Below are 23,505 nucleotides of genomic sequence, written 5' to 3' on the forward strand. Positions count from 1 at the left end.
CTATTGCACACGTTTCGCGGTGTCAGTGCTGGAGACATGTCAGCGTCTTTGCGAGCGGCGGCTCAGCGTGGCTGAATTTGCCGGATCCGAAGCCACACATTGAGCACGCTCGCCGCTATCAACCCGGCGATGCCGACGCCGGCCAGCACGGTGTTTTGGATGATTGCCACTGCTGTGAACATCAGTACCGCTCGCCAAGCCGAGCCCGAACGCCCACCACTGGCCGTGCCGGCGCGTGCCGAGGTAGAGTCCCGCCAACGCAATGAGCAGGAACGCCACAAGCAGGGGGACGAGGATAGCGTTCTTGACGAGAAAGCCGAGCCCGATGGCCGACACGACCGCCAGCAAGGCGGGGAAACCCAGACAACACAGCGCCGCCAGGACCGTGCCGCCCACGCCGATCTTGTCCAGATGATGGGCCCAGATGCCGCCGCCGTTGTGTGATGAAGCCATTTGCTTACTCCCGGTTAATACCCAGCTCGCCTGCCCCGCGAGATCATTGCGCCGACATCTGCGCGGAGTCGATGGCGCGTGCGCAGAACTTCGCGTAGCACGCCGACCCGCAGAAATGCAGGACTTACTCTGTTCCTTCCGCGCTGAGTGCCGCAGAAATTGGCACTTCCGCGCAGCACACGGCGCAGCTCAGCTGCGCAGGGTCGGCTGGTTGCTGTTCGTCCACCATGCCTGCCTGCCTCCCTGCATTTGGCCTGCTTAAGCCCGCCGGTCGATCATCCGGCGCAGCATGACAGCTGCTTCACATCCATGGTGAAGGTCTGGGCGCACAACTTCAGCCCTTCGACCATCGTCAGGTACGGGAACAGTTGATCCGCGAGATCCTGCACACTCATGTGGTTGCGTAGTGCGAGTGCCGCCGACTGAATCATCTCTCCGGCCTCGGCCGCCAGAATATGCACGCCCAGCAGCCGCCCCGCACTCCTGTCGGCAACGAGCTTGATGAAACCGCGCGTATCGAAATTCGCCAGGGCGCGCGGCACATCGGCCAACGACAGGGTGCGCGTGTCGGGGTCAAGTCCGCGATATTTTGCTTCCTGCTCGGTGAGCCCCGTCGACGCCACCTGCGGGGAGGTGAACACGACCGAGGGCATCGTGGCCAGGTCCAGTGCCACCTCGCCCCCCGTCATGTTGACCGCTGCGCGGGTCCCGGCCGCCGCCGCCACGTACACGAACTGCGGCAGGTCGGTACAGTCGCCCGCGGCGTAGATATGTTCGACCGAGGTGCGCAGGTGATCATCGGTCACGACGGCGCCGGAGCGATCGGTCGCTACGCCAATATCCGCAAGGCCCAGACCGGCGGTGTTGGGCCGGCGTCCGGTAGCCACCAGTAACCGGTCGCCCGTGACGGTTTGCGCGCCGGCCTGCAGAATGAACTTGCCCTGTTCGAAACGCGCGTGCGTGATTTCTGTCTGAGTCAGCACTCGTGCGCCCTCGTGTTCGAGGATCTGCCGTAGGCCGGCGCCGATCTCCGGTTCGAATTTCGGCAGCAGCGCGAACAGTTCAATCACGGTGACCCTGGCACCCAGGTGCAGGAACGCCTGGCCGATCTCCAGCCCGACTACGGAGCCTCCCAGCACGATCAGATGCTCGGGTACGATCTCGGCGACCAGGGCTTCAGTCGAGGTCCAGAACGGCGTCCCCTGCAGGCCAGGAACAGGCGGGATCGCCGGTGCGGCGCCGCTGGCGATCAGCACGCGATCCGCAACAAGCCGGGTCTCCGTCCCGTCCGGGCGTTTTATCAGCAGGGTCGAGGGGTCGATAAACCGGGCGCTGCCTCGCAGCAGCGTGATGTTGGAATTGCCATCGACAATGCTTTGGTATTTCGCCTGGCGCAACTCTTCCACGCGCGCTTGCTGTTGCGCGACCAGTGCGGCGCGATCGATGGCGGGCGTGTGGTGCTCGATCCCCTCGAAGGGATGGGCCGTTTGCAGATGGGCAATATCCGCGCCCCGGATCATGATCTTCGAGGGCACGCAGCCGACGTTCACACAGGTTCCGCCGACCTCGTCCCTTTCGATCAGCGTCACTCGCGCCCCCTCGTTCGCCGCACGGATCGCGCAGGCAAAGGCTGCTGAGCCGCCACCGACAATCGCGATATGCAGGCCGGGAGCGCCGCGCCTTACGTGCTCTGGTACCGCGCTTGACTCGTCAAGCAGACTGACACCATAGGGCGCCGGGACCGCTGCGATGAGATCGCCCACCCCCACCTCTGGGGGGCTGTCTACCGAAGCCAGGCCTTGTTCGAAAGAAACCCGTGCGGCGACACCTGACACCGCATTCAGCGCGCGCTCGATGGTGTGCGCGCCGCGATCGCAGGTCATGCCGGTAATGCGGAACGTGCGTTGCGTCATCTCGCTTACCTCCTTCGTCAGTGGCGCCATGGCGGCGTGGGGCCATACATCTTGTGCTCTGGGCCTGCCGCTGCTGCGTTACGCGGTCGCCGCCGCAGAGGGGTGGATTGGGCTGGGCCAGCTCGGCAGTCAATGGATGAACGCGGTCGTCAAAACGCAACACACGACCAAAAGCGCAATGGCGCCGACTATGATCAGCTTGCTCACGAACTCCTCCTTTGCGTCAATAATTCCCACGCGGCGCATGACTTGGGATATGAGCATGGCCCCATGGGTGGGATGAACTTACTGACAGCGTAGATGCGTACCTTAGTACAGAGTCAAGCGCTATCCCCGCCTGTGTGGTACGCCTCGCGTTGCGGGCGCTCGGGGCCGCTCGCCGATCGTGGCGCGGCAGCATGACGACGTCACGGAAGGCTTAGCTCTGGTTTGCTCGACCGCGCAGCGCACGCCAGGCTACGACTAGAAATAACAGAAAGAGCAGCCCGAACAGCGCGAGCGCAACGCCCATATGCGCGCTCAGGAAGCCGCCCGCCACCGTCCCGGAAAGCAGCACGAGCAGCAGCGGTAGATGGCAGGGACAGGTCAGCGCCGCCAGGACCGCCGCCGCATAGCCGCCCATGCGGCGCTGACTTGGCGAACCGGGTTCGATGGATCGTTGCATACGTTTCTCCTTTGAAGGCTTCCGGTTCGTGCACCTCGGGAGCGAGCCTGAAGCGTCGTTACGGCAGGTAAGGCCAAACCCCGACTTAGGCGGCTCGTTCGAAACAGGCCGGCAACTCCAGTGTGGACACGCGGCCGAGATCATTGAAGTGTTTGTCAAGCCAACGTCCGGTCCGCTCGCGCCCGAGGTCGCGAAGATCATGGAGAAACGCCGGGCTCGTATCGAACTTACTGTGCCCGCCGAGACGTTGAAACGCTCGTTCGGCAGTGATCCGGTGAAGATAGACGCACTCGTAGCGCGGATCCTTGACGATGCCGGCCTTGATCAAACGGGTCAGATTGGCGATTGCGTGGAGTTCCCGTATCAGACTGCTGTTGAAACTCACTTCGTTGACGCGGTCCGCGATCTCCGCTGCCGTACGGGGCACCTCGTCCCGCTGGACGGGGTTGACTTGAACAATCAGAAGGTCAGTGAAATCCGGGCATTCGTCGATGAGGGGCGCGAGTACCGGATTTCCGATATAGCCGCCATCCCAGTAGTAGTCGGCGTCAATCTGAACCGCCTGATAAATCTGGGGCAAGCATGCCGACGCCAGCAGCACGTCGACGGACAATTCCTTGCCGGTAAAAATGCGCAGACAGTTGGTTCGTACGTTGGTGGCCGAGATATATAACCTGATCTTCTGGCAAGTGCGCACGCAATCAAAATCGATTGCTTCGGTCAGGAAGGTCCGCAGCGGGTTAATGTTGAATGGATTGAGCTGATAGGGTGAGAACATTTGCCCGAGCCACTCGTACCAGGGCAGGAACACAACCGGATTGAAGCCAAAGGGATTCCACGGCGCCGATCGATACGGGCTGAACGCCCCAGCACGCGCGATCGCTTCCCAGAAACGATTGAGCCCATCCCTCGCGCCCTGTGCTCCACCTTTCTCGAAACCATCGGCCAGCACGGCGGCATTCATCGCGCCGGCGCTGGTGCCGCTGATCGCGTCGATCATAAGTCGGTCATCTGCAAGCAATCGATCCAGGACCCCCCATGTGAAAGCCCCGTGAGCACCACCGCCTTGGAGGGCGAGTGCGATTTTCTTCGGTTTGGTTGTGCTGCCGGCCATGGGGGCCTCCGTCATGCCCGCTCGCTGAGCGGATCCGCGAGCGGGATAAGCGTTTTCGTGTGCTCCTGGCAAGGACGCTGCCGCCAAGCCACGACACATGCGAATGGACCCGAAGCTTGCTTCGCGCGCGATCAAGTGGAACGCCACCGTGGCTCGCGCTGATGCCAATTCCCTGGCAGCGCGTCTTTTCCAATGCTGCTGCCGGATCACCCCAGCGAGACGGCGTCATGCGCAGCTCGCCTGTCTCGGCAAATCCTTGCGTTTCCGGGCCACCATCGTCGATGAGCGGCTTCACGGTTTCGTCCGCGACGCTGGCCTGCCGTGCAACTGCCCGATCGTGCTCTGCTACGTTGCACTCAGCATGCCGACCAGCCAACGCGTGGCCGTCGCACGATCACCTGGTGACGCTGGCCTCGCAGACATCCCGGCGGTGGGTGAAACGCGCGGCCTCGAGCATCGTCTGGCTTCGTCTTCGATCTGTGTCGGTGGCGCAAGCCGCCATCGCAGCTTGTGCTGGCAGCCTGGCCTGCAGGAACTCGGGGAGACCACGGAGCAATGATCACCGTTTGCCGGAGCCAGCCTCAGCGCAGCAACGCCGCACGACTGGCGCGTCATCATGCGGAGCTCTGCCCAAGCGGTGCCATGCTCTCTCGTGTCCGACCGCCGGTGTCCGGTCCAGCATCTCGCAGGTGTTGCAGCAGTACGGACAACGCAGCAAGCTGTCGTTGACAGCGCTGCAACGTAAGATCGACTTCTGCGATGCTGGCCGCTACCGCAGCCGGCTCGCACCTGTTCAGCGCGTGCAGCAAGGGGCGGATACTTTGTAACGGCAGGCCAGCGTCGCGCGCTGCGCGAATGATTGCAAGCCGTTCTACCGCTTCGCGATCGAACAGGCCGTGCCCGCCGTCGGTTTTGCCGGCGCGCGGGACGAGTTTTTCCGCGACGTAGCAGCGAATCGCATGCACGCTCACCCCGCTGGCCTGCGCCAGCTGCGACATCGTCAAGAGTCCCTCAGGGGCATACATGAAAACCTCCTTTCGCCCGGGTGGTGCGGCCTCGTGCCAAACGCCCCCAGGGATGTGCTCAGCCGGCGCAGCAGGACAACTGCTTCACGTCTTTCATAAAAGTCTGCGCACATAGCTTGAGGCCCTCGACCATGGTCAGATACGGAAATAGCATGGCCACGAGATCCGGCACCGTCATGCGAGCGCGCACGGCGACAGCCGCAGTCTGGACAATCTCTCCGCGTCGGCGGCAACGATCTGCGCCCCAATCAACCGTCCGGTGCCGGCTGCAGCCACCAGCTTGATGAAGCCGGGCGTATCGAAGTTCGACAGTGCCCGCAGCACATTGTCGAGCGTCAAGCTGCGGGTCTCGGTGTCGATATCGGCCAGGTGCGCTTCGGCTTCGCTGTAGCCGACAGTCGCCACTTGCGGGGCCGTGTAAATCACCGCAGGCATGGCAGACAGATCGAGTTCAGCGACGCCGCCCAGCATGTTGATCGCCGCGCGCGTGCCTCCCGCTGCGGCCACGTACACGAACCTCTGGCTGGTTTGTGCAGTCACCGGCCGCGTAGATGGTCGGCACACTGGTCTGCAGATGCTCATCCGCCATGACCGCGCCGCGTCCTTCGGTCCTGACGCCAGCGGCGTCGAGGTTCAGCGCCTCGGTGTTGGGCGCGCGGCCGGTTGCGACGAGCGGCCGTTCGGCCCGCAATTCGCCGTGGTGAGTATCCAGCACGAATTCGCGGCGCATGAGCGTAATCCGTTGCGCCTGAGTGTGATTCAGTACGCGGATGCCTTCGGCCTCGAACGCCCGCGTGAGGTGCGCGCGGATATCGGGATCTTCCCTGAACAGGAGCGTGCTTCGGGCCAGAACGGTCACTTGGCTTCCCAGTCGCGCGTACGCCTGCGCCAACTCAACGGCAACCACAGACGAACCGATGACGATCAAGCGCGTCGGAAGCGCCTCCGCAGCCAACGCTTCGGTCGACGTCCAATAGGGCGTCTCGGCCAATCCCGAAATAGGCGGAATCTGCGGGCTCGCGCCGCTCGCGATCAGCGCCCGATCGAAACGCAGGGTTTGTTCATCGCCGCTGTCTTTGACGATCCGCAGGGTCTGGCGGTTCAAAAAGCTCGCTTCACCGCGGACCAAATAAATGTTCAGATTGCTCGCGACGATACCTTCATACTTCGCGTGACGCAGTTCGTCGACTCGTCCCTGTTGTTGGGCGAGCAACGCACGGTGCTCGACGCGTACCGTGTCGTCTGCACCAATCCCGGCGTCAAGCGGACTGAACGTGCGCAGATGCGCGATATGCGCCGCACGAATCATGATTTTGGACGGTACGCAGCCGATGTTGGCGCACGTGCCGCCGGTGCTGCCGCGCTCGACGAGCGTAACCTGCACGCCTTCTTTGGCGAGACGCATCGCCGCGGCGAACGCGGCGCCGCCACTGCCGATGATGGACGCGTGTAGCGCCGGTTCGCCGCTACCTTGGCGCTGAAGTTGCCCACCGACCGTGCCGGACCCCGGCATCAAGCCGCCTGTCCGGGCGCGGTGCGCCGGACGACAGCGTGTGTCGCTTTCGCGGCACGGCTCGCGATATGGGCCGCCATCGAGCAGGCGCGCGCCGTAGCCCTGGCCGCGTACCGCGTCGAGCAGCCGCCGGCTGTCGAGTGCAGGCGCTGCCTCGACATAGACGGTTTTCTTGGAATAGTTCGCCGCCTTGCTCTCACACTCGGCGCAATGCATGCCGCTGACTGCAAGCCGTAGTTCATTCATTGGGGCCCCCCTTCGGCTGCGAGGGGTACCCGGCGTCGGCGGTCGCCTTGACCAGCGTGTTGACGTTGGTTTTGCTGTCATCGAACGTCACCACTGCCTGCTTTTGCTCGAAACTGACGTCAACCTTCGAGACGCCGGGCACCTTACCCAGTGCATGCTTGACCGTAATGGGACACGCGGAGCAGGTCATGCCAGGTACCGCCAGCGTGACGGTCTGATTGGCTGCCCAAACCGGTGCGGAACAGGCAAGGCTGACAAGCAACGCGCCGAGCGGTTTTTTCATGATGCGACTCCTGAGGCGAGACTTTAAGTTAATAAAAAAGCTTGGCCACAAAGGGAAAGCCCAACGCGAGCAGGACGAGCGCGACGGCGATCCAGAAAACGGTCTTGGAGATCCGGCGCGGTTGCGCAACGGCGCAAAGCTCCCCTGGCTTGCAGACGTCTGCGGGTCGGTAAATTCGCTTACCCGCGAAAACGAGCGCAAGCAGTGCCGCGCCAAGGAACCACGGGCGATAGGGCGCGAGCCGCGTCAGGTTGCCAAGCCACGCCCCGCTAAAGCCAAGTCCGACCAGCACCAGCGGTCCCAGACAACACGCGAGAATCGCGCCTAGCCCACCGATCAGCATCGGCGTCGATTTTTTTAGGTTGTCGGAGGTCATCTTGGAAATCTCTTTGTGCGGTAGAAGATGTATTAAGCTTACGAACGGAGTCAGGTACGGATGCAAGGAGGAATTTTGATGGCCGCGGACAATGAAACGACGTACACGATCGGACAACTGGCGCAGGCAGGCGGCGTAAACGTGGAAACAGTGCGTTACTATCACCGAATCGGCGTGTTACCGGCACCGGAACGACAGTTCGGCAGAGGTTGCTGTATTGCTGCAACTGGGCGACGGCACCCATTGCGCCGAGACCAAAACGCTCGCCCGGCAGAAGCTGCTGTTGGTGCACCAGAAACTCGCGGACCTGCAGGCCATTGAAACCGCGTTGACCGCGTTTGCGATCGCGTGCGACACCGCTCCCGACGAGCAGCACTGTCCACTCATCGCCGCGCTCGCGGCGGACGAATAGCGCGTGTACCCAATGTTCCGCCTCACGCGTTTTCCAGCGGCGGGTTAAACGAGGTTTAACCCAATCGCACCGCTTATCGGAGGGTGGGCAGGGCTTCGTGTAAAAAACAGCGGTTCAATGCTTGGTCCGCCGATACCTCAGCGGTTTTCGTAGTCTCGGACATTGTTGCCATCTGCACCCGGGTCAGCGCCTCCTGCGAGCTGCCGCACGCACGCAGCATGCTTGGATTCGGATCGTCTGCGGCCCTGTCGTGTGCGTCAACGGCTGCCTTTGAGGGTGCAGACGCTCGCTTACCTGCATCTCCCGCGACCACGTTTCCTGCAGCGCCCAGTGCTCTTGCACCGGCCCTTGCGCTCGTCGATTGCATGCTGGAGCCATTGATGACCCGGCAGGCTTGACCAATTTCGTTTTCGATCTGCTCTCTTTGGACCGTGTCTGCCGTTGCCGCAATTGGACTGCACGAGTTCATGGTTTTTGGTCGACACGGCTTCATGCGCGTGGCGTAGCTCGACCTGCAGTGTCTGCACTTCCGGTCGTGCCGGCTCGACGCACGGCAGCGCCCTGGGCGCTTGTTAGATATGCCTGGTCGCAATCGGTGCAGGTCATGACCGTCACGCTTAGGGTCTGTTCGATCATGACGTTCCTGACGAGTGATGGCGTGTCGTCGCCGCCGTCTTGAGCAGGGCGCACGCCGGCAAGTTTGTGGTCGGGCCTATTGAAATCATGGCTGCGCCGTCGCCCAGATCAGCAACAAAAGGGCGCAGCGATGACGAGCAATAGCACGATCCCAACGATGAGTCCTCCCGTGACGAACTCGTCTTTCTTCGAAGCCAGCCATGCCTTCATGTTCCACGCTCCAACCATGGGCAACGTTGGGAGAGCACCCCAATTGGCTGCCGTTGAGCAGTCGAGAGCCATCGGTCGTTTCGCAGTGGCCCGTTAGCAGCGATGTTCATCGCCTGTTTCACGGCGATCGGGCAAGTCGGGCAGTTCATGCCGGTACCGCGAGCGAGGCGGCCTTGATCGCGGCCCAGACCGGCGCGGTGAACATGTGACTCAGGGGCGAGAACGGCAGCAAATCTGTTCATGAGGAAGTCTCCGCGAGTGTCAGTAGAACAGCGATACGAGATAAGGCAAGATTGTGAGGGGCGGCAACACCCCAGCGCCGCGACGATCCCAAACAGCACTTTGCAAATGGTTTTCACCCGCGGCTCAGCGCAGACTTCGCACGGCGCACATGCTGCGGCCGGCCGGGTGGTGCCGGACGAAGAACCTGGCGACCAGGGTCGCTGAAGTCTGTTCTCTTGAGGTGTTCCTTCGAGAAGTCCTGATCGATCGGTCTCAACCAGGGTACAACCGTCTTACCCATGGACGGAGTCAAGCGTGTCCTGCTCAAGGCAGGCGGTGGCTGTCTTTCACCGCCGGGATGAGGCGAACGATCGCATTCGCGCCGGATGCGGCCACCCACAACATTCCGCGCGGCCCAAGGGTGATGCCATTCAGCGTCGTCGCGGGATCCACCGCGAAACTCGTCACCGTCCCGGTATGGGGATCCAGACGTCCGATCCGGCGGCCGATATGGAGGGTGAACCAGAGGTCACCGGCGGCATCGGCCACCAGACCATAGGGCTGGCCCGGTGCGTCGATCGGGAATTCAGTGATCTTCCCGTCCGTCCCGATGCGCCCGAGACGGTTGGCTTCCGCTTCGGTGAACCACAGCGCGTCACCGGTGCCGGCGACGATCTGGAAAGGTGCGCTGTCGGTGGTCGGCAACGTCCAAGTCGAAACCCTGCCGTCGAGGGCCAAAGCACCGATGGAGTTGCTGTTGAACCCCGTGAACCAGAGGCGCCCGTCTGGGCCGGCCGCGATTCCGTAGGGGGTCTGGGTCGCGGGCAGATCGAAGATCCGCAGGCCGGTCCCGTCCAAAGCGATGCGCCCGATTTGGTTCGTGGCCGCGAGCGTGAACCAGATGGCCTTGTCCGGGCCGAGGGTGATCCCATAGGGAAAACTGTCGGCGGACGAAACACGGTATTCGCGCTGCGTGCCGTCAGCACCGATCCGGCCGAGGCGCCCGCTGGCGTTCTCGGTGAACCAGACGCTGCTATCGGGGGCCACAAGGATCCCCACCGGGTGGCTGTCGGGCGTGGGTATCGGGAATTCGGTGACCTTGCCATTGGCCTCGAGGCGTCCGATCCGGTTGGCCAGCTTTTCCGTGAACCAGACCTGCCCGTCAGGGGCGACGGTGAGGCTTTCGGGATAGGCGCGCGGAAGGGTTAAGCCGTGCCAGGACCATGAGATCTTGACCGCAGACGAGGTGGCCGCTTCGTCCGGGGGACATGCGGCCGCCGCGGCAAGCATCGGTCGGCATGCGCAGCACGCCAGCACGGTCGCGGCTATAAATGGCCTGAGTTTGAGCATCGGTCAATCTTCCGGGCAAGACGCGGCGGCGCAGGCTGGATCCGCGCCCTCGGGCAGCAGAGCGGCGGAAGTCAACACCGCCTCCAGCAGCGGCAGCATTTGCGGTCCGAGATGTTGCAGGAGCACGTCCTGCGCGGCAGTTTTTAGTCTGGCTCGACGGGCTTCGGTCGACATGGCCTCGTCTGCCACTAGGACGTCACGCAGTGCGCACACCAGATCGCACTGCAGCGCGGCCCCGTCCGGCAACGGCACTCCTTCTCGCGAGAGGCGCAGAACCAACCGCGCTGCGATGGTGTGCGCCTCCTCTTCGCTGAGCTGATCGACGGTCCCGCGGCAGTACCAGTTCTGCGGATCCGGAAAGTTGGCGAGCAGTTCCGACGACTGCGCAGGGTGAAGGGCAGCCATGTCGCCGACATCCCCGAAGGCGGCGCGCAGCAAATCGAACTGCTGACCGACGTCGAGTTCGCGCTGCCATTCGATCGCGATCACATTACCGCAGCGGTGCAACCAAGCGCGCTCGATCGAAGGCTCACCCTCCAGGCGCGCCAAGACAGGCTTCGCCCGGCATCCACAGCCAATTTGCGGCGCTGCCTCGCACACGAGCGGTGCCAAATAGAAACCAACGTACTGAGGCATAGTCTTCTCTCAAGGAGTCCAACAAGCGTAAAATACTTCCGTAGTCAGGTACGGACGCAAGCGGTATCGGAAATGGTCCCGAGCATGTGAGCATCGGCGCCCCTGCCAAGGCAGCCGAGGTCAACGTCATGGTAACCACCCGGCTCTATCTGAGCAGGCGGCGGCTGCTCGAATCGGAGCGCAACGGTTGGATTTTTAGCCTCAACGACGTCGAGCCGCTGCTCAAGCGTGAGGCTGGCACTTAAGGCAGGGCGCGGTGTTTCGGGCGACAGAGGGTGTATCGCTATCGCAGCAGGGCTCGCTATAGGTGGGCTGGTGTCAAGCAGGCGCGCACCGTAACCCTGGTTGCGCACTGCATCGAGCAGCCGCGGGCTGTCAAGCGCAGGCGTCGCCTCGACATAGGCGTTCTCTTGATATAGTCCGCCGCCACATGCCGCACGCCTTCAATCGCCCTGAGCGCACGCTCAACCTTGCTTGCGCAATCAACGCACTGCATGCCGCTGACTGCGAGCCGTAGTTCATTCATTGGGCGGCTCCCGTCGGCTGCGAGGGGTAACCGGCGTCGGCGGTCGCCTTGACCAGCGTGTTGACGTTGGTTTTGCTGTCGTCGAACGTCACCACTGCCTGCTTTTGCTCGAAACTGACGTCAACCTTCGAGACGCCGGGCACCTTACCCAGTGCATGCTTGACCGTAATGGGACACGCGGAGCAGGTCATGCCAGGTACCGCCAGCGTGACGGTCTGATTGGCTGCCCAAACCGGTGCGGAACAGGCAAGGCTGACAAGCAACGCGCCGAGCGGTTTTTTCATGATGCGACTCCTTCGCCGAGACTGAAAGTTAATAGAAAAGCTTAGGCACAAAGTAAAATCGCAACGCAACGACGAGCGCGACGCCGATCCCGAAAATGATTTTGTGGAACGCGCGCCGACCAGCAACGTTGGAAGATGTATTAAGCTTATAAACGGAGTCCGGTAAGGACGCGGGGAGGAATTTCGATGATCGTGGACCATGAAACGACCTACACGATCGGACAACTGGCGCAGGCGGTTGGCGTGAATGTCGAAACGGTGCGTTACTACCACCGGATCGGCGTATTAACGGTACCGGAACGGCAGTTCGGCAGCATCCGACGGTATTCGGCCGTGGAGCTTCAGCGCCTGCGCTTTATCAAACGCGCCCAGGGGCTCGGCTTCACGTTGGATGAGGTGGCGGCACTGCTGCAACTGGCCGACGGCACCCATTGCGCAGAGACTAAAGCGCTCGCCGGGCAGAAGCTGCTGCTGGTGCACCAGAAGCTCGCGGACCTGCAGGCCATTGAAACCACTTTGACGGAGTTCGCAGTGGCGTGCGACACCGCTTCCGACGAACAGCACTGTCCGCTCATCGCCGCGCTCGTGGCTAACGAATAGCGGCTGTACGCAATGTTCCAGGGGGCTCGGCGTTTGCTGAGGGCGGTTCAGATCCGCCGCACCGCGTATAGCGCTCGCGTTCTTTGATTGGGCAGCCGATCGCATACCGTCAACCAGCGGATTGAGTGTCGCCGGCAGGACGCCTGGACTGAGGAAGCGGCAGTGGCCGTTGCGTTGTTGCAAGTCATCCTCGTTCCACGCTGTGTGGTGCGGGCCCTAGCTGAGCTTCCCGCCGATTTTCAAGCAGGTTCCGCTGGGGACGAGCTTGAAATCATCGGGCGCAAAGTCGACCTTGGCTTGACTGTTGCAAGCATGCCTGGCGGTCGAGCAATCGTTTTTGCCGGCCTGAGCCACGCCAAAGCATTTCTCAGTCTGACCGCCTGCGCTCGCCGACGCGGCTGGCGCTGGCGCATACACCTCGGCCAATTTGTACATGCCATACAATGCGGCTGCCGCAGTGACGCTGAGGGCCGCACCGGTGGTAATCCGCCTGACGGGGTCGATCTGCTGGACCCTATGCGGTGCCTCGCATGCGGGCTCAATTGCGCATGCCGTGGCTTTGCGCCCCCTCAGAACATCCCAGCCGCTACTCGCAACGAGCACGACTAACCCCGCGTAGACGAGGGCGGGCACCGGATAAAGGCCGGTCACAAGCAGCCAAAGTCCTGCCGCGCCAACGATGGCCCCCGCCAGACCAAGCCAGAAGGGCGCCAAAAAGGCGTGACCGCGCGCCGAGCGGAACAGAAGCCACAGGCTCACCGTCTCGAAGCCAACGAAGAGCGGGAACAGATAGGCATCCCGTACCAGAAATCCGAGGCCAACTGCCCCCATCGCTGCCAGGACGGCTGGAATTCCCAGACAGCACGCCGCAGCCACACCGGCACCGAACATACCGCCGAATTGCTTCAACAGGTTCCACATCGTCTTGGCCTCCTCTTCACATATCGAACAGCCCGGTCATCATGTCGCCGCGCGCCCATGCAAGTCACCGTCAGCGGTGCTCCTGCGCGCGAGGACCAACGCCGAGAACGTAGCGAACTGTTGCCGATCCCGTTGCAACCGTCGCCACACGCGTTCAACCACGACATATTCATCGCTACCACTGGTCTTTAGCTAGCAATAGAACATCGCATAGCTGAATTTTTGTCTCGTTTGCCGTGCAGCATGCCAATCTGATTGCCCCGGTGTCCGGCTTGGCGGCACAGGCCAGGGCTCAATCGCCGGCACCGCAATCACACGTTGCTTCGACCGCGCGCTGTTGCGACACATCGCGACGCCAGTCGTCCCAATCAGGATCGTGACCGAAGCGGGCAACCAGGAAGTCGACAAATGTGCGGACCTTGGCAGACAGGCGCAACGTGTGGGGGAAGACCGCGCGAATGGCCGCCTCCGGTAGCGTGTAATCGGTCAGCACGGCAACTAGACGGCCCGCCTTCAGATCCTCGCCGACGGTACAGGTCTGCTCCAAAATCATCCCCTGCCCTTCGATTGCCGCGGCAACCAGTGCGCCCGAGCTGTTCGCGCGCAGATTCCCGGCCACGCGAACCCGCTCCTGGCTACCGTCGGCGCTAATGAAAACCCATTCACTGGAGTTCAGTGAGGTGCTGAGCGTGAGGCAGTTGTGGTTCCTCAGCTCCGCGGGCATTCGGGGTATGTCTCGCTCGGCAAGGTAGCTCGGCGCGGCACACACCACCGAGCGGCAAGGGGCAAGCTGGCGGGCGATGAGGCTGGAATCCGGCAGCGACTCGGCACGCACAGCGAGATCGAACCCCTCCTCGATCAGATCGACCACGCGATCGGTGAGCGTGAGTTCGACCGAAACCTCTGGATAGCGCGCGGTGAAACGGGTTATCGCAGGCGCCAGGTGTCGCATCCCGAAAGACGGCGACGCGTTGACGTGCAACACCCCGCGCGGGGCCGCCTGCTGTGCGCTCGCGGCATTTTCGGTGTCCGCCAGTTCGGCGAGAATGCGCGTACATCGCTCGTAAAACGTCTGGCCCACCTCGGTGAGACTGATCCTACGAGTCGTGCGATTGAGCAGCCGGACCCCCAGGTGGGTTTCCAGGTCCTGTACGCGCCTGGTGACTGCCCCAGGCGCAACATCCAGGCGTCGCGCCGCGCTACTGAAGGTGCCGCACTCCACCACTCTGGCGAAGGCGGTCATGCTGTCGAAGCGGTCCATGATGGCGTCGAGAGGTCAGACTCGCCCGTGTCCGGTCAACATTTCGAACGGTTACGGGCGCCAGAAGCACCGGCTGGCCCGGTCGCGCAAACCCGGTTTGCCGGGGACGCGATGTCCCAAACCGACACCGCAAGCATGATCGCCAGGCCGGTGTATAACACATCGTTATGCCAGCCGAAGTGCCACAGCGGATAGCGGGCAACCAATACGAGCGCCGGGCCGAGCATGCCCAGCGCGGTGCGATGCCATTGCCGGTGGCTCAACCAGCCGAGCGCATTGGCTACCAGCGCGATGCCCGCAAACAGGGGCAGCAGCGTATTGAACAGCAGCCCTTCGTACTGGTTCAAAAAGCCGAGGCCGATCGCCGCGCCTAGGCTCGCGAGGGCGGGAAAGCACATCGCGCAGCCCATCGCCGATACGATGGTACCCACCGCACCGCTCTTGTCGGCCACTCGTGTAATAAAGGACATGTGATGCTCCGTGGACAGTTAATGTTTATCGCTGGGGCGGATAACCGGCGTTTTCCGTAGCCGTGGTCACGGCTTGCACGCCTGTCGTCGTGTCAAATGCCGCCTAGACTTGCCTCTTTTCGAAATCCACCCCGGTTCGGTCGACGCCCCCGAGTTCGCGGACAGCGTGCTCTCGGCGTAACCGGACCAACCGCGCAGGTCTTGCCTGTCACCGACAGCGTCACGGCTGCGGTACCGGTCCGCCCGGACGCGTCGAAAAAAAAGCAAGCGCGGGGACCGCCCAAAATCAAGTGTAGACCTGTACCAAGGTACGGGGTCAAGCACTCGGTACGACTTTCAAACTAAGTGACGGCACCGCGCCAACCGCGCCGACCGGTGTTCGGTCATACGAACGCTCACGGCGCCGAGCGTTACCGCTTCTTCGATGTGCGTCGCCGTCTGCGCGACGTGGCCGACAAATCCACGCCCGCGACCTACGCAACGTGGCCACGGCTGGTCGAGCATGGCGTATGCGCGCTTGTTCGCGTTGTGCAACGGATGGTGCCGAGTAGCCAACGGCGCTCGCCATTGATGACGCATCTCGCGTCACCTTCGCTTCCCCGGCAACGTGCGCAGGGGGCTGACGCCCGGCGTGCGCCGCCGGGCTCAAATTCGAGTATCGAGTCACGTCGGTTTTGACTCGCTGGACGGTGACAACTGTCGAACGAGTTCTTGCCCGAGGCGAAACGCGTTTTCGACGCTCACCACCTCGGCGCCTTCGTGCTGCGCGATCCAACCGTCTGCCGCAACAGCACTGGCGAAAAAGTGAACGTGGCAGCAGAAGGCGTCGCGAATATCGGATGTCGCGTCCGGTCGCACCAGTGACACAACCGCGCCTGCCGGGTCGAGCTGATGCAGCCCATCCGGCGCAACCGTAAGCGATACCGGCGCACCCGTTGCCGGGCAGCGCGAGAGGACGCGTGCGCTCTTGTCGAGCAAAGCCGGGAACATCAAGGCGTCCAGCGCGCACCACGTGTAGAGACGTTGGCCGTCGACTTCCAGGACATGCGGGGTTTCGCGCAGCGTGAGGCCATAGCCGACGATGTTTCCGTCGTCGTCATACTCGGTATTGGGCGCCTGCTCCAGTATCGCCGCGACACGTTTGGCCGGCCAACCGAGCACGGCCGCGAGCGCGTCCGGTGAAACGGGACTTCCGATAGCGAGCTCCCGAAGGAGTGCCACAAAAAGCTCCGGAAAACCTTCGGGCCGATTGGTCGGTGCAAGGCGTTCCGCGACTGCGGTAATGTAGGAGGTGGCTTTCATAGTTCACCGATACGTCGTCGAATTAATCACAGCGGTGACCGGGCATGGATCGCAACGCTCGCGCCGGCGTGCCCGGCGCGCGAGCTTGCCGTACCCTAAGTCACGAGTGTTGCGGGTTGCTCGATTCTTGCGCGATTGATCAACCGGCACAGCAAGAAAGCTGCTTCACGTCCTTCACGAAGGTTTGCGCGGCGAGCTTCAGGCCTTCCACCATGGTGAGGTAGGGGAAGAGCTGGTCGGCGAGGTCCTTGACGGTCATCCGGGCACGAATCGCGATCACGGCGGTCTGGATGATTTCGCCGGCTTCCGGCGTGACTGCTTGCACACCGAGCAAACGACCGGAACCGGCCTCGGCGACGAGCTTGATGAAACCTCGCGTGTCGAAGTTGGCCAGCGCGCGCGGTACGTTGTCCAGCGTCAGCGTGCGGCTGTCGGTCTCGATGCCGGCATGGTGGGCTTGCGCTTCGGTGTATCCCACCGTGGCTACCTGCGGATCGGTGAACACCACGGCCGGCATGGCATCGAGACTGAGCGTCGCATCACCGCCGGTCATGTTGATCGCCGCGCGGGTGCCGGCGGCGGCTGCCACATAGACGAACTGCGGCTGGTCGGTGCAGTCGCCCGCCGCATAAATGTCCGGGCTACTGGTGCGCATGCGCGGGTCAATCGCGATGGCACCGCGCTCATCGAACCTGACACCCGCTTGCGCCAGATTCAGGCCACGGGTGTTGGGCGAGCGCCCGGTGGCCACGAGCAGTTGGTCGGCCCGCAGCTCGCCGTGGTTCGTGGCAAGCACGAACTCGCCATCGGCGTGCGACACAGCGCTCGCTTGTGTCTGCGTCAAAACTTCGATGCCCTCGGCGCGAAACGCTTCGGTAATGGCTTCGCCGATCGCCGGGTCCTCTTGGTAGAACAGTGTGTGACGGGCCAGGATCGTGACCTGACTGCCCAGCCGGGCAAATGCTTGGGCAAGTTCCAGCGCGACCACCGACGAACCGATCACGGCGAGCCGCCGCGGAATGCTGTCGCTCGCCAAGGCCTCGGTCGAGGTCCAGTACGGCGTCTCCGTCAGACCAGGAACCGGCGGTACGGCCGCGCTCGCGCCGGTGGCGATCAGGCAGCGGTCAAACGCGACTTCGCGGTTACCGCCTTCTGCCAGGTCGACGATAAGGGTGCGACTGTCCTTGAAGCGGGCGGTGCCGCGCACCAAGGTGATGGCCGAATTGCCGTCCAGGATGCCCTCGTATTTGGCGTGCCGCAGTTCGTCCACGCGACCTTGCTGCTGCGCGAGCAGCCGGTCGCGCATGACCACAGGCGCCGTGGCAGACAGTCCAGCGTCGAACGGACTTTCGCGGCGCAGGTGGGCAATATGCGCTGCGCGAATCATGATCTTGGATGGCACACAGCCGATGTTCACGCACGTACCGCCAATGGTGCCGCGTTCGATCAGAGTGACGCGGGCGCCGCTCTCTGCCGCCTTCAGTGCGGCCGCCATGGCCGCTCCGCCGCTGCCAATGACCGCAACGTGCAACGTGGTGCCTTCTGCCCCGGTTCTGGCGCTGCCACTCAACCAGTCCAGCGCCTTACCCAGCAGTCCGGGCCGTTCACCTTCACGCACGGTAGGTTCTAACCGATCTTCGTGCGCGGCGCGATAACCGATCGCCGACACGGCGGCTACCAGCGCCGACAGGTCAATTGCCCCGGGGGGGCCCGCGACACGGGCGACACCTTGCGGATAAGTGACGGAGGCATGGCTCACGCCAGGCACTTCCATCAGCGCTTCCTTGACGTGCTGTGCGCAACTTGTGCAGGTCATGCCCGTCACGCGAAGAATCATTTCATTCATTTCAATCTCTTTGTCTAAGTTGGCAAGCACAGGGGCGGTCATCCGGGACGCTTATTCCCGATGGCGTCGGCGCCTGTCGTACAGCGCCATCACGGCAAATACAAGCAGGACGAGCAGCCCCAGTGCGCCAAGTAACACGGCGAACGCGGGCGTGAAACAGCACCGCGCTGCCAGCGCCGCGCCGGTGAGTCCCGGCTGAATGAGCGCTTGGGGCGGCATGCGCTACCGTTCCAATTGGGACGGGTAGCCCGCATCGGTCGTTGCCGTGGTCAGGGCCTGAATGTTGGTCTGCTTGTCGTCGAAGGACACGACGGCTTCCTTCTTCTCAAAATTGACTTCCGTTTTGCTAACGCCCTTAACGCCGTTCAGCGCCTTCTTGACCGTGATGGGACACGCCACGCAGGTCATGCCAGGTACCAGCAAGGTGACCGTTTGGGTGGCCGCCCAAGCGGGAGCGACTAAGGCAGCGGCAAGGGCGACAGCCGTAACAAGCTTCTTCATGACTTCTCCTTCTTCAGTAGAACAGCGGTAGGACGTACGGAAACGCGAGCGCGACGACAACTAAAGCGGCCACTATCCAGAAAATGGCCTTGTAGGCTGTCCTGACTTGCGGCACGGCGCAGACTTCACCTGGCCGACATGCTTGTACCGGACGGAAAATACGCCGATAACCAAAGAACAACGCGACCAGCGCCGCGCCGATAAAAATCGGCCGATAAGGTTCCAGCGCGGTCAAGTTGCCGATCCAGGCGCCGCTGAGACCTAGCGCCACCAACACCAAGGGGCCCAGGCAACAGGTGGAGGCGAGGATCGCTGCGAGGCCTCCGGCAACCAGGGCACCCCGCCCGTTTTTGGGTTCAGACATGCGTTCAGACATGCGTTTCTCCGTTTGAATTTGCACTCTGATGATCAAGATATCTCCGTAGTAGAGTACGGAGTCAAGCGGTATGCGAGGTGATTTGCAAATCTTGATCCGCGGTGCGCGCGCCATTTGCGCGCCAAGGAGACGAAGCGAAGCACTCGGCAAGTCCGTGCCGCCTGAAAAGCGCTGCCGTCGGTTAGGAAAAATCCGTTTTCTCTAACGCACCCCGGCACTTCCACGCCACCACGAAGTTTCCCTTGACTCTGGAGTGCACTCCAAGGTCTAGGATGATCATCGCGGTGCAGGCCAACCTTGATCTGCCCGTGATCTAGTCGAGAGCCCCGGCTGCGGTGGCTTTCCGCAGGCGCTCGGGGAGCGGGCTCATTCAACACCAGGTGAACTGGCTCGAGCCGTTTCGGCGTGAAGGCACTGCCGTATGCCGAACCGGCCAAGGAGAACTTTATGATGGACCAGATCGATTTCACCGTGACCGGTGACGAACAAATCCACTGCAGCGGTTGTGAATCCCGCATTCACTTCGCGCCGCAGCACTTGTCAGGAGTACAGAACGTGGCCGCCGACGCTGAGACGCAGCGTGTGGCAGTCACGTTTGATCCGACTCTACTGGGCTCAGACCAGATACAGAACAGACTCAAAGAACTTGGGTTCGATACGGAGGTGGCGTCATGACCGCAGTAACATCCATCGAATCGGCGCCGCAGTTCTGGAGCGAAGAACCCTCCAATCTGCCGGGCCGGCGGCGCATCCGCGCGCGCATCGGCGGGCTGCACTGTTCACTCTGCACCGGCACGATCGAAAAGGCGCTGGGCAAGCGGCCCGGCGTCGCGAAGGTCGCGGTCAGCCTGACGCATGAACAGGCGCTGATCGAGTACGACCCGAACGTGGCCCGCGCCGAGGACCTGTTGCAAACGCTCAAGGATATCGGCTATACCGTGTCCGATCCGCGCAAGCTGCGTCCATATGACGAGGAAGAGCGCGCGCTGGTGCGCGAGCGCGGCCGCTTCCTGACCGCCCTGGCGGCCAGCATTGCGTCGATGGGCTTGGTCGGCTACCCGGTCGACAGCGCGTGGTTTGCGCTCTGCGTGTTTTCTCTCGTGAGTCTCGTCGCGTTTGCATTCGTCGTGTTGCGCGGCTACGGCTTGCAGCGAGCGATGGCCGGCACGACCCTGCTCGCAGCGTTCGGCGCGGGCATCTATTATTTCAAGCTGCGCGGCACGTTCGGCGCGTCCGTCCCGTGGCTGACCGGCGCACTCGCACTGACGCTCATCTTCGGGGTGGGCCAGCACATTGTGAGAATGGCCTTCATGGCGCTGCGGCGCGGCATCCTCAACCAGCATGTGCTGGTGGAATTCGGGGCCTTCGCGGGCCTCGCCGGCGGGGCGATTGGGCTGGCGCTTCATCCGGTCGGTTATCCGACGGAGGCGTTTTTCGCGGTGACCGTGATGGTGCTGAGCTATCACATCTTTTCTGAATGGCTGTCGCTGATCGTCAAGACCCGCAGCTCGCAGGCGGTCAAGAAGCTGCTGGACCTTGAGCCTGATGTGGCCTATGTCGTCAGGGACGGTCAGGAACAGGAGGTGCCGCTCGAACAGGTCCGCGTCGGCGACCTGGTGCGTATCCGCCCGGGCGGTCGCGTGCCGGTTGACGGCCAGGTCGAATCGGGTGAATCGGACGTAGACGAATCGCTCGTCACCGGCGAGCCGCTACCTGTCGAGAAGCGCAGCGGAGACCGGGTCGTGAGTGGCGCGCTGAACGGACACGGCACACTGCTCGTGCGCGTCAGTGTGGTCGGGGAAGACAGTTTTCTCCGGCAGGTGATTCGCAGCGTCGAGGACGCCCGCGCCCTCAAACCCGGCCTGCTGCATCTGGTGGACCGCGTGCTGCGCGTGTACACACCGCTCGTGCTGTTCATCGCCGCCGCCGCGGCCCTGTTCTGGCTCGTCGGCCCCCTTCTTGTCGGCGCCGCGCCGGATCTGCAACGCGCGGTGTTTGCCGGCCTCAGCGTGCTGGTGATGGGCTACCCGTGCGCGATGGGGATTTCGGCCCCGCTGTCGATCGTTCGCGGGGCGGGCGAAGCAGCCGAACGCGGCGTGCTGATGCGCACCGGCGAGGCGTTTCAGGCGCTGCGACGCGTGAACCGCGTGGTGTTCGACAAGACCGGCACACTGACCGAAGGCCGCCCCGCGTTGCGGCAGATCGTCGCTACGGCCGGCACTGAGGACGAACTGCTCGCGCTTGCCGCAGCGGTAGAGGCCTTTTCTGAGCACCCGCTCGCGCGAGCGGTGGTGGAGGAAGCGTTTAAACGCGGTCTTGCGCTGCCTGAAGTCGAAGGATTCCTGGCCATTACGGGCCAGGGTGTCCGTGCGCAGCTGGGAAGGACGACGCTGATGGTCGGCAGCCCACCGTTTCTCGCGGCCGAAGCCGTTGATCTCGCGGCCCAACACGAACGCATCAATGAACTGGAAGCGCGCGGACTGACTGTGATCGGTGTTGCGCGCGACGGCGTTCTGCTCGGTCTACTGGCGCTCGGCGATGCGCTGCGGCCCGACGCGGCCGATACCGTGCGCCGTCTGCACGCGCTTGGCATCCGGACCAGCCTGATCACCGGTGACAACGAGCAGGCGGCACACCATTTCGCCCATGCGGCCGGTATCGACGAAGTGCATGCGCGGGTGCTGCCGGCCGGGAAAGCGGCGCTGGTCCGGCAACTGCAGCAGGGCGCACGGGTGGCGATGGTGGGCGACGGCATCAACGACGCACCGGCACTGATGCAAGCCGATGTCGGCATTGCCTTCGGCAGTGGCGCTGACATCGCGATCGAGTCCGCTGACGTGATCATCCTCAACCAGCGGCTCGGCGCAGTACTTGAGGCCTATGCGGTCAGTCGCAACAGCTATCGCAAGATCGTGCAAAACGTCTCGCTTGCATTCCTGTTCAATGGCATCGGGATTCCCGCGGCCGCCACGGGACTGGTCTATCCGATATGGGGCATGGTCGCGATGGCCGCAAGCGTGACCGCGATCTTTATCAACTCGCTCTGGGGCCGGGGTGACTATTTCTTCGAAGCGATCCGGGCGGTCGGGCACCCGCCTCAGACGCCGTCCGATGCGGTCGCATCCTTGAAGAAGACCGGTCACGCGTGAAAGCTTCAAGCGGCGCGTGCCGCACCAATACTGGAGGTTTTAGCGATGTTCAAGTCCGTCACATTCGAGGTCATCGGCGACCAGCGCCTGAACTGCGAGAAATGCGAGCAGCGTGTCACGCGTCTGCTCACACCGCTGGGTGGCGTACGTCAGGTGCGCGCACAGGCCCATGACCAGCGTATCAACGTCCTGTTTGACACGGCAGCGGTCGAACCGGCCGCACTCGTTGCATGCCTGACTGAGGCCGGTTACGAGACCCGGGTCGTCAGTTAAACGGCCGCGCCGCGTCATTTCATTGAGCCGGGCCACAGTTTGCGCGGGGATCGGCATACATGCCGGGACCCGTCCATTGGAGAACCATACGTGAGAACACCCATCAATTCGAGCAAGCGAGACCGCGCTGGTGCGAAGCCAAGAGGAAGTCCTACGCCCGAGCCTCGGCAGCGGACCGACCCGCGAGGTGAGGCAACTCAGGCGCGCGCCGCGATGACTATCGGGAAGCTGGCGAAGCTTGCCGACGTCAGCACCGATACCCTCCGCTTCTACGAGGATGAACGCCTGCTAACGCCCGCAACAAAGACCGAAGCCGGCTATCGACTGTATGGCGAGGACGCAGTGCGCCGCCTGGACTTCATCAGGCACGCCCAGGACTGCGGCATGACGCTGTCGGAAATCCGGCAACTGCTTGAGATGAGGGCCGACGACCGCTCGTGCTGCAGCGACGTGCGTGGCCTCGCGATCCGCAAGAAGCTGCAGCTCGAACAGAAGATCAAGATGATGAAAGCGATGTCCCAGGCATTGAGCGGGCTGATCGAGGTCTGCACGGACGAAGGCAGGCCGCTGGATGACTGTCCCATTCTGGCAGCGCTGGAGTCCAGCGTGGCAAACCAGCAGCGCGAGCCACACTAACCCGGAAGGCGAACCATGAGTATCAGGATCGAAGTGTTTTCGACGCCAGGCTGCAGCCACTGCGAGCGCAGCCGGGATAGCCTCAAAGCCATCGCCCAGGCGTTCGGCGCGCATCGGGTGACGTGGCGCGACGTGAACCTGCTCGATGAACTGGATTACGCCGTACAACTCGGCGTGTTGACCCCGCCGTCGATGGCGATTGATGGCGAGCTCGTTTTCGCAAAACTGCCCGGCGCCGCACAGCTTCGCGACGAACTGGCGCGGCGACTTGAACGCGAACGGACGTGAGTCACCATCCCGCAACCAT

The 23,505-nt window shown here is 62.9% G+C and carries 29 protein-coding genes and 2 pseudogenes; 10 read left to right on the forward strand and 21 right to left on the reverse strand.

The annotated features are described in order from the left end of the window. Positions 1 to 39: 39 nt before the first annotated feature. The 5 genes from AC57B6_RS09815 to AC57B6_RS09835 all read right to left on the reverse strand — a co-directional run bounded on the left by AC57B6_RS09815 (position 40) and on the right by AC57B6_RS09835 (position 4,144). Positions 40 to 453: a MerC domain-containing protein gene (locus AC57B6_RS09815; protein WP_496421135.1), complete on the reverse strand. Its 414-nt coding sequence runs from the start codon at positions 451 to 453 to the stop codon at positions 40 to 42. Between the two features lie 124 nt (positions 454 to 577). Next, positions 578 to 682 (reverse strand): DUF3330 domain-containing protein, encoded by a 105-nt coding sequence (locus tag AC57B6_RS09820; protein WP_496421136.1) that lies wholly within the window; start codon positions 680 to 682, stop codon positions 578 to 580. A gap of 46 nt (positions 683 to 728) precedes the next feature. Continuing rightward, positions 729 to 2,366 (reverse strand): mercury(II) reductase, encoded by a 1,638-nt coding sequence (gene merA, locus AC57B6_RS09825; protein WP_496421137.1) that lies wholly within the window; start codon positions 2,364 to 2,366, stop codon positions 729 to 731. 418 nt (positions 2,367 to 2,784) lie between these two features. Continuing rightward, a complete protein-coding gene (locus tag AC57B6_RS09830) occupies positions 2,785 to 3,030 on the reverse strand; it encodes a broad-spectrum mercury transporter MerE (RefSeq protein WP_496421138.1) in 246 nt (81 codons plus the stop codon). 85 nt (positions 3,031 to 3,115) lie between these two features. Next, the gene (locus tag AC57B6_RS09835) at positions 3,116 to 4,144 is read right to left on the reverse strand and encodes a patatin-like phospholipase family protein (RefSeq protein ID WP_496421139.1); all 1,029 of its coding nucleotides are present in this window, start codon (positions 4,142 to 4,144) and stop codon (positions 3,116 to 3,118) included. A gap of 103 nt (positions 4,145 to 4,247) precedes the next feature. Here AC57B6_RS09835 and AC57B6_RS09840 point away from each other — a divergent pair, with 103 nt between their 5' ends. Beyond that, complete coding sequence (locus AC57B6_RS09840) at positions 4,248 to 4,703, forward strand: hypothetical protein (RefSeq protein WP_496421140.1); 456 nt, start codon at positions 4,248 to 4,250, stop codon at positions 4,701 to 4,703. Positions 4,704 to 4,758: 55 nt separating this feature from the next. Here AC57B6_RS09840 and AC57B6_RS09845 read toward each other — a convergent pair whose 3' ends face one another. The 4 genes and pseudogenes from AC57B6_RS09845 to AC57B6_RS09860 form a co-directional block, all read right to left on the reverse strand. Then, entirely contained in the window at positions 4,759 to 5,169 is a 411-nt protein-coding gene (locus AC57B6_RS09845) for a MerR family transcriptional regulator (protein ID WP_496421141.1), read from the reverse strand. Positions 5,170 to 5,227: 58 nt separating this feature from the next. Then, positions 5,228 to 6,928, reverse strand: a pseudogene (gene merA, locus AC57B6_RS09850) (mercury(II) reductase). Further along, entirely contained in the window at positions 6,921 to 7,211 is a 291-nt protein-coding gene (merP, locus tag AC57B6_RS09855; protein WP_496421142.1) for a mercury resistance system periplasmic binding protein MerP, read from the reverse strand. Before merP (AC57B6_RS09855) ends, merA (AC57B6_RS09850) begins: the two are co-directional and overlap by 8 nt. Positions 7,212 to 7,239: 28 nt before the next feature. Next, on the reverse strand, positions 7,240 to 7,587 hold the full coding sequence (locus AC57B6_RS09860) for a mercuric ion transporter MerT (RefSeq protein ID WP_496421143.1): 348 nt from the start codon (positions 7,585 to 7,587) through the stop codon (positions 7,240 to 7,242). Between the two features lie 78 nt (positions 7,588 to 7,665). On the opposite strand from AC57B6_RS09860, the pseudogene AC57B6_RS09865 reads away from it, so the two are divergent. Continuing rightward, positions 7,666 to 7,743: pseudogene (locus tag AC57B6_RS09865) on the forward strand (hypothetical protein); the annotation flags it as partial. Positions 7,744 to 7,804: 61 nt separating this feature from the next. Continuing rightward, positions 7,805 to 7,999, forward strand: coding sequence for a MerR family transcriptional regulator (locus tag AC57B6_RS09870; RefSeq protein WP_496421144.1), 195 nt, complete (start codon positions 7,805 to 7,807; stop codon positions 7,997 to 7,999). Positions 8,000 to 9,391: 1,392 nt separating this feature from the next. Here AC57B6_RS09870 and AC57B6_RS09875 read toward each other — a convergent pair. After that, positions 9,392 to 10,417, reverse strand: coding sequence for a Vgb family protein (locus AC57B6_RS09875; protein WP_496421145.1), 1,026 nt, complete (start codon positions 10,415 to 10,417; stop codon positions 9,392 to 9,394). A 3-nt stretch (positions 10,418 to 10,420) separates the two neighbouring features. Then, on the reverse strand, positions 10,421 to 11,053 hold the full coding sequence (locus tag AC57B6_RS09880; protein ID WP_496421146.1) for a hypothetical protein: 633 nt from the start codon (positions 11,051 to 11,053) through the stop codon (positions 10,421 to 10,423). 86 nt (positions 11,054 to 11,139) lie between these two features. On the opposite strand from AC57B6_RS09880, the gene AC57B6_RS09885 reads away from it, so the two are divergent. Continuing rightward, positions 11,140 to 11,298, forward strand: a complete 159-nt coding sequence (locus tag AC57B6_RS09885; protein ID WP_496421147.1) for a hypothetical protein — start codon at positions 11,140 to 11,142, stop codon at positions 11,296 to 11,298. A gap of 56 nt (positions 11,299 to 11,354) precedes the next feature. Here AC57B6_RS09885 and AC57B6_RS09890 read toward each other — a convergent pair whose 3' ends face one another. Together AC57B6_RS09890 and merP (AC57B6_RS09895) are read right to left on the reverse strand one after the other, a co-directional pair. Further along, positions 11,355 to 11,579: a heavy-metal-associated domain-containing protein gene (locus AC57B6_RS09890; RefSeq protein WP_496421148.1), complete on the reverse strand. Its 225-nt coding sequence runs from the start codon at positions 11,577 to 11,579 to the stop codon at positions 11,355 to 11,357. Then, positions 11,576 to 11,863 (reverse strand): mercury resistance system periplasmic binding protein MerP, encoded by a 288-nt coding sequence (gene merP / locus AC57B6_RS09895; protein ID WP_496421149.1) that lies wholly within the window; start codon positions 11,861 to 11,863, stop codon positions 11,576 to 11,578. The genes AC57B6_RS09890 and merP (AC57B6_RS09895) overlap by 4 nt, the downstream gene beginning before the upstream one ends. Positions 11,864 to 12,049: 186 nt before the next feature. Between merP (AC57B6_RS09895) and merR the strand changes: the two genes are divergently transcribed. Further along, positions 12,050 to 12,463 carry a mercury resistance transcriptional regulator MerR gene (gene merR / locus AC57B6_RS09900; protein WP_496421150.1) on the forward strand — a complete coding sequence of 138 codons (414 nt, stop codon included), beginning with the start codon at positions 12,050 to 12,052 and terminating at the stop codon, positions 12,461 to 12,463. 216 nt (positions 12,464 to 12,679) lie between these two features. On the opposite strand, the gene bufA1 is transcribed toward merR, so the two are convergent. The 8 genes from bufA1 to merT all read right to left on the reverse strand — a co-directional run bounded on the left by bufA1 (position 12,680) and on the right by merT (position 19,128). Next, positions 12,680 to 13,384, reverse strand: a complete 705-nt coding sequence (bufA1, locus tag AC57B6_RS09905; protein ID WP_496421151.1) for a BufA1 family periplasmic bufferin-type metallophore — start codon at positions 13,382 to 13,384, stop codon at positions 12,680 to 12,682. A gap of 292 nt (positions 13,385 to 13,676) precedes the next feature. After that, the gene (locus AC57B6_RS09910; protein ID WP_496421152.1) at positions 13,677 to 14,645 is read right to left on the reverse strand and encodes a LysR family transcriptional regulator; all 969 of its coding nucleotides are present in this window, start codon (positions 14,643 to 14,645) and stop codon (positions 13,677 to 13,679) included. Positions 14,646 to 14,680: 35 nt separating this feature from the next. Further along, complete coding sequence (gene merC, locus AC57B6_RS09915) at positions 14,681 to 15,115, reverse strand: organomercurial transporter MerC (RefSeq protein ID WP_496421153.1); 435 nt, start codon at positions 15,113 to 15,115, stop codon at positions 14,681 to 14,683. A 663-nt stretch (positions 15,116 to 15,778) separates the two neighbouring features. Further along, on the reverse strand, positions 15,779 to 16,417 hold the full coding sequence (merB, locus tag AC57B6_RS09920; RefSeq protein ID WP_496421154.1) for an organomercurial lyase MerB: 639 nt from the start codon (positions 16,415 to 16,417) through the stop codon (positions 15,779 to 15,781). A gap of 139 nt (positions 16,418 to 16,556) precedes the next feature. Continuing rightward, positions 16,557 to 18,254 carry a mercury(II) reductase gene (merA, locus tag AC57B6_RS09925; protein ID WP_496421298.1) on the reverse strand — a complete coding sequence of 566 codons (1,698 nt, stop codon included), beginning with the start codon at positions 18,252 to 18,254 and terminating at the stop codon, positions 16,557 to 16,559. 60 nt (positions 18,255 to 18,314) lie between these two features. Beyond that, complete coding sequence (locus tag AC57B6_RS09930; RefSeq protein ID WP_496421155.1) at positions 18,315 to 18,482, reverse strand: hypothetical protein; 168 nt, start codon at positions 18,480 to 18,482, stop codon at positions 18,315 to 18,317. A gap of 3 nt (positions 18,483 to 18,485) precedes the next feature. After that, complete coding sequence (gene merP, locus AC57B6_RS09935) at positions 18,486 to 18,764, reverse strand: mercury resistance system periplasmic binding protein MerP (protein ID WP_496421156.1); 279 nt, start codon at positions 18,762 to 18,764, stop codon at positions 18,486 to 18,488. A gap of 13 nt (positions 18,765 to 18,777) precedes the next feature. Further along, the gene (merT, locus tag AC57B6_RS09940; RefSeq protein WP_496421299.1) at positions 18,778 to 19,128 is read right to left on the reverse strand and encodes a mercuric ion transporter MerT; all 351 of its coding nucleotides are present in this window, start codon (positions 19,126 to 19,128) and stop codon (positions 18,778 to 18,780) included. 459 nt (positions 19,129 to 19,587) lie between these two features. Between merT and AC57B6_RS09945 the strand changes: the two genes are divergently transcribed. The 5 genes from AC57B6_RS09945 (at position 19,588) to AC57B6_RS09965 (ending at position 23,486) form a co-directional block, all read left to right on the forward strand. After that, a complete protein-coding gene (locus AC57B6_RS09945; protein WP_496421157.1) occupies positions 19,588 to 19,815 on the forward strand; it encodes a heavy-metal-associated domain-containing protein in 228 nt (75 codons plus the stop codon). Then, positions 19,812 to 22,289: a heavy metal translocating P-type ATPase gene (locus tag AC57B6_RS09950; protein ID WP_496421158.1), complete on the forward strand. Its 2,478-nt coding sequence runs from the start codon at positions 19,812 to 19,814 to the stop codon at positions 22,287 to 22,289. Before AC57B6_RS09945 ends, AC57B6_RS09950 begins: the two co-directional genes overlap by 4 nt. A 45-nt stretch (positions 22,290 to 22,334) precedes the next feature. Continuing rightward, positions 22,335 to 22,562 (forward strand): heavy-metal-associated domain-containing protein, encoded by a 228-nt coding sequence (locus AC57B6_RS09955; RefSeq protein WP_496421159.1) that lies wholly within the window; start codon positions 22,335 to 22,337, stop codon positions 22,560 to 22,562. A 213-nt stretch (positions 22,563 to 22,775) separates the two neighbouring features. Continuing rightward, on the forward strand, positions 22,776 to 23,198 hold the full coding sequence (locus tag AC57B6_RS09960; protein WP_496421160.1) for a heavy metal-responsive transcriptional regulator: 423 nt from the start codon (positions 22,776 to 22,778) through the stop codon (positions 23,196 to 23,198). 15 nt (positions 23,199 to 23,213) lie between these two features. Next, the gene (locus AC57B6_RS09965; protein ID WP_496421161.1) at positions 23,214 to 23,486 is read left to right on the forward strand and encodes a thioredoxin family protein; all 273 of its coding nucleotides are present in this window, start codon (positions 23,214 to 23,216) and stop codon (positions 23,484 to 23,486) included. The last annotated feature ends 19 nt before the right edge of the window (positions 23,487 to 23,505 follow it).

The organism is Paraburkholderia sp. BGA-UO-ETr-F12 (genome assembly GCF_059567945.1).

Coding starts and splice junctions, on each gene's coding strand:
- AC57B6_RS09830 (WP_496421138.1), bottom strand. CDS start 3,030: ATGCAACGATCCATCGAACCCGGTTCGCCAAGTCAGCGCCGCATGGGC.
- bufA1 (WP_496421151.1), bottom strand. CDS start 13,384: ATGTGGAACCTGTTGAAGCAATTCGGCGGTATGTTCGGTGCCGGTGTG.
- merR (WP_496421150.1), top strand. CDS start 12,050: ATGATCGTGGACCATGAAACGACCTACACGATCGGACAACTGGCGCAG.
- merC (WP_496421153.1), bottom strand. CDS start 15,115: ATGTCCTTTATTACACGAGTGGCCGACAAGAGCGGTGCGGTGGGTACC.
- AC57B6_RS09960 (WP_496421160.1), top strand. CDS start 22,776: ATGACTATCGGGAAGCTGGCGAAGCTTGCCGACGTCAGCACCGATACC.
- merP (WP_496421149.1), bottom strand. CDS start 11,863: ATGAAAAAACCGCTCGGCGCGTTGCTTGTCAGCCTTGCCTGTTCCGCA.
- AC57B6_RS09890 (WP_496421148.1), bottom strand. CDS start 11,579: ATGAATGAACTACGGCTCGCAGTCAGCGGCATGCAGTGCGTTGATTGC.
- AC57B6_RS09965 (WP_496421161.1), top strand. CDS start 23,214: ATGAGTATCAGGATCGAAGTGTTTTCGACGCCAGGCTGCAGCCACTGC.
- merT (WP_496421299.1), bottom strand. CDS start 19,128: ATGTCTGAACCCAAAAACGGGCGGGGTGCCCTGGTTGCCGGAGGCCTC.
- merP (WP_496421142.1), bottom strand. CDS start 7,211: ATGAAAAAACCGCTCGGCGCGTTGCTTGTCAGCCTTGCCTGTTCCGCA.
- merP (WP_496421156.1), bottom strand. CDS start 18,764: ATGAAGAAGCTTGTTACGGCTGTCGCCCTTGCCGCTGCCTTAGTCGCT.
- AC57B6_RS09945 (WP_496421157.1), top strand. CDS start 19,588: ATGATGGACCAGATCGATTTCACCGTGACCGGTGACGAACAAATCCAC.
- merB (WP_496421154.1), bottom strand. CDS start 16,417: ATGAAAGCCACCTCCTACATTACCGCAGTCGCGGAACGCCTTGCACCG.
- merA (WP_496421137.1), bottom strand. CDS start 2,366: ATGACGCAACGCACGTTCCGCATTACCGGCATGACCTGCGATCGCGGC.
- AC57B6_RS09955 (WP_496421159.1), top strand. CDS start 22,335: ATGTTCAAGTCCGTCACATTCGAGGTCATCGGCGACCAGCGCCTGAAC.
- AC57B6_RS09875 (WP_496421145.1), bottom strand. CDS start 10,417: ATGCTCAAACTCAGGCCATTTATAGCCGCGACCGTGCTGGCGTGCTGC.
- AC57B6_RS09860 (WP_496421143.1), bottom strand. CDS start 7,587: ATGACCTCCGACAACCTAAAAAAATCGACGCCGATGCTGATCGGTGGG.
- AC57B6_RS09835 (WP_496421139.1), bottom strand. CDS start 4,144: ATGGCCGGCAGCACAACCAAACCGAAGAAAATCGCACTCGCCCTCCAA.
- merA (WP_496421298.1), bottom strand. CDS start 18,254: ATGATTCTTCGCGTGACGGGCATGACCTGCACAAGTTGCGCACAGCAC.
- AC57B6_RS09815 (WP_496421135.1), bottom strand. CDS start 453: ATGGCTTCATCACACAACGGCGGCGGCATCTGGGCCCATCATCTGGAC.
- AC57B6_RS09950 (WP_496421158.1), top strand. CDS start 19,812: ATGACCGCAGTAACATCCATCGAATCGGCGCCGCAGTTCTGGAGCGAA.
- AC57B6_RS09930 (WP_496421155.1), bottom strand. CDS start 18,482: ATGCCGCCCCAAGCGCTCATTCAGCCGGGACTCACCGGCGCGGCGCTG.
- AC57B6_RS09880 (WP_496421146.1), bottom strand. CDS start 11,053: ATGCCTCAGTACGTTGGTTTCTATTTGGCACCGCTCGTGTGCGAGGCA.
- AC57B6_RS09820 (WP_496421136.1), bottom strand. CDS start 682: ATGGTGGACGAACAGCAACCAGCCGACCCTGCGCAGCTGAGCTGCGCC.
- AC57B6_RS09910 (WP_496421152.1), bottom strand. CDS start 14,645: ATGGACCGCTTCGACAGCATGACCGCCTTCGCCAGAGTGGTGGAGTGC.
- AC57B6_RS09845 (WP_496421141.1), bottom strand. CDS start 5,169: ATGTATGCCCCTGAGGGACTCTTGACGATGTCGCAGCTGGCGCAGGCC.
- AC57B6_RS09840 (WP_496421140.1), top strand. CDS start 4,248: ATGGACCCGAAGCTTGCTTCGCGCGCGATCAAGTGGAACGCCACCGTG.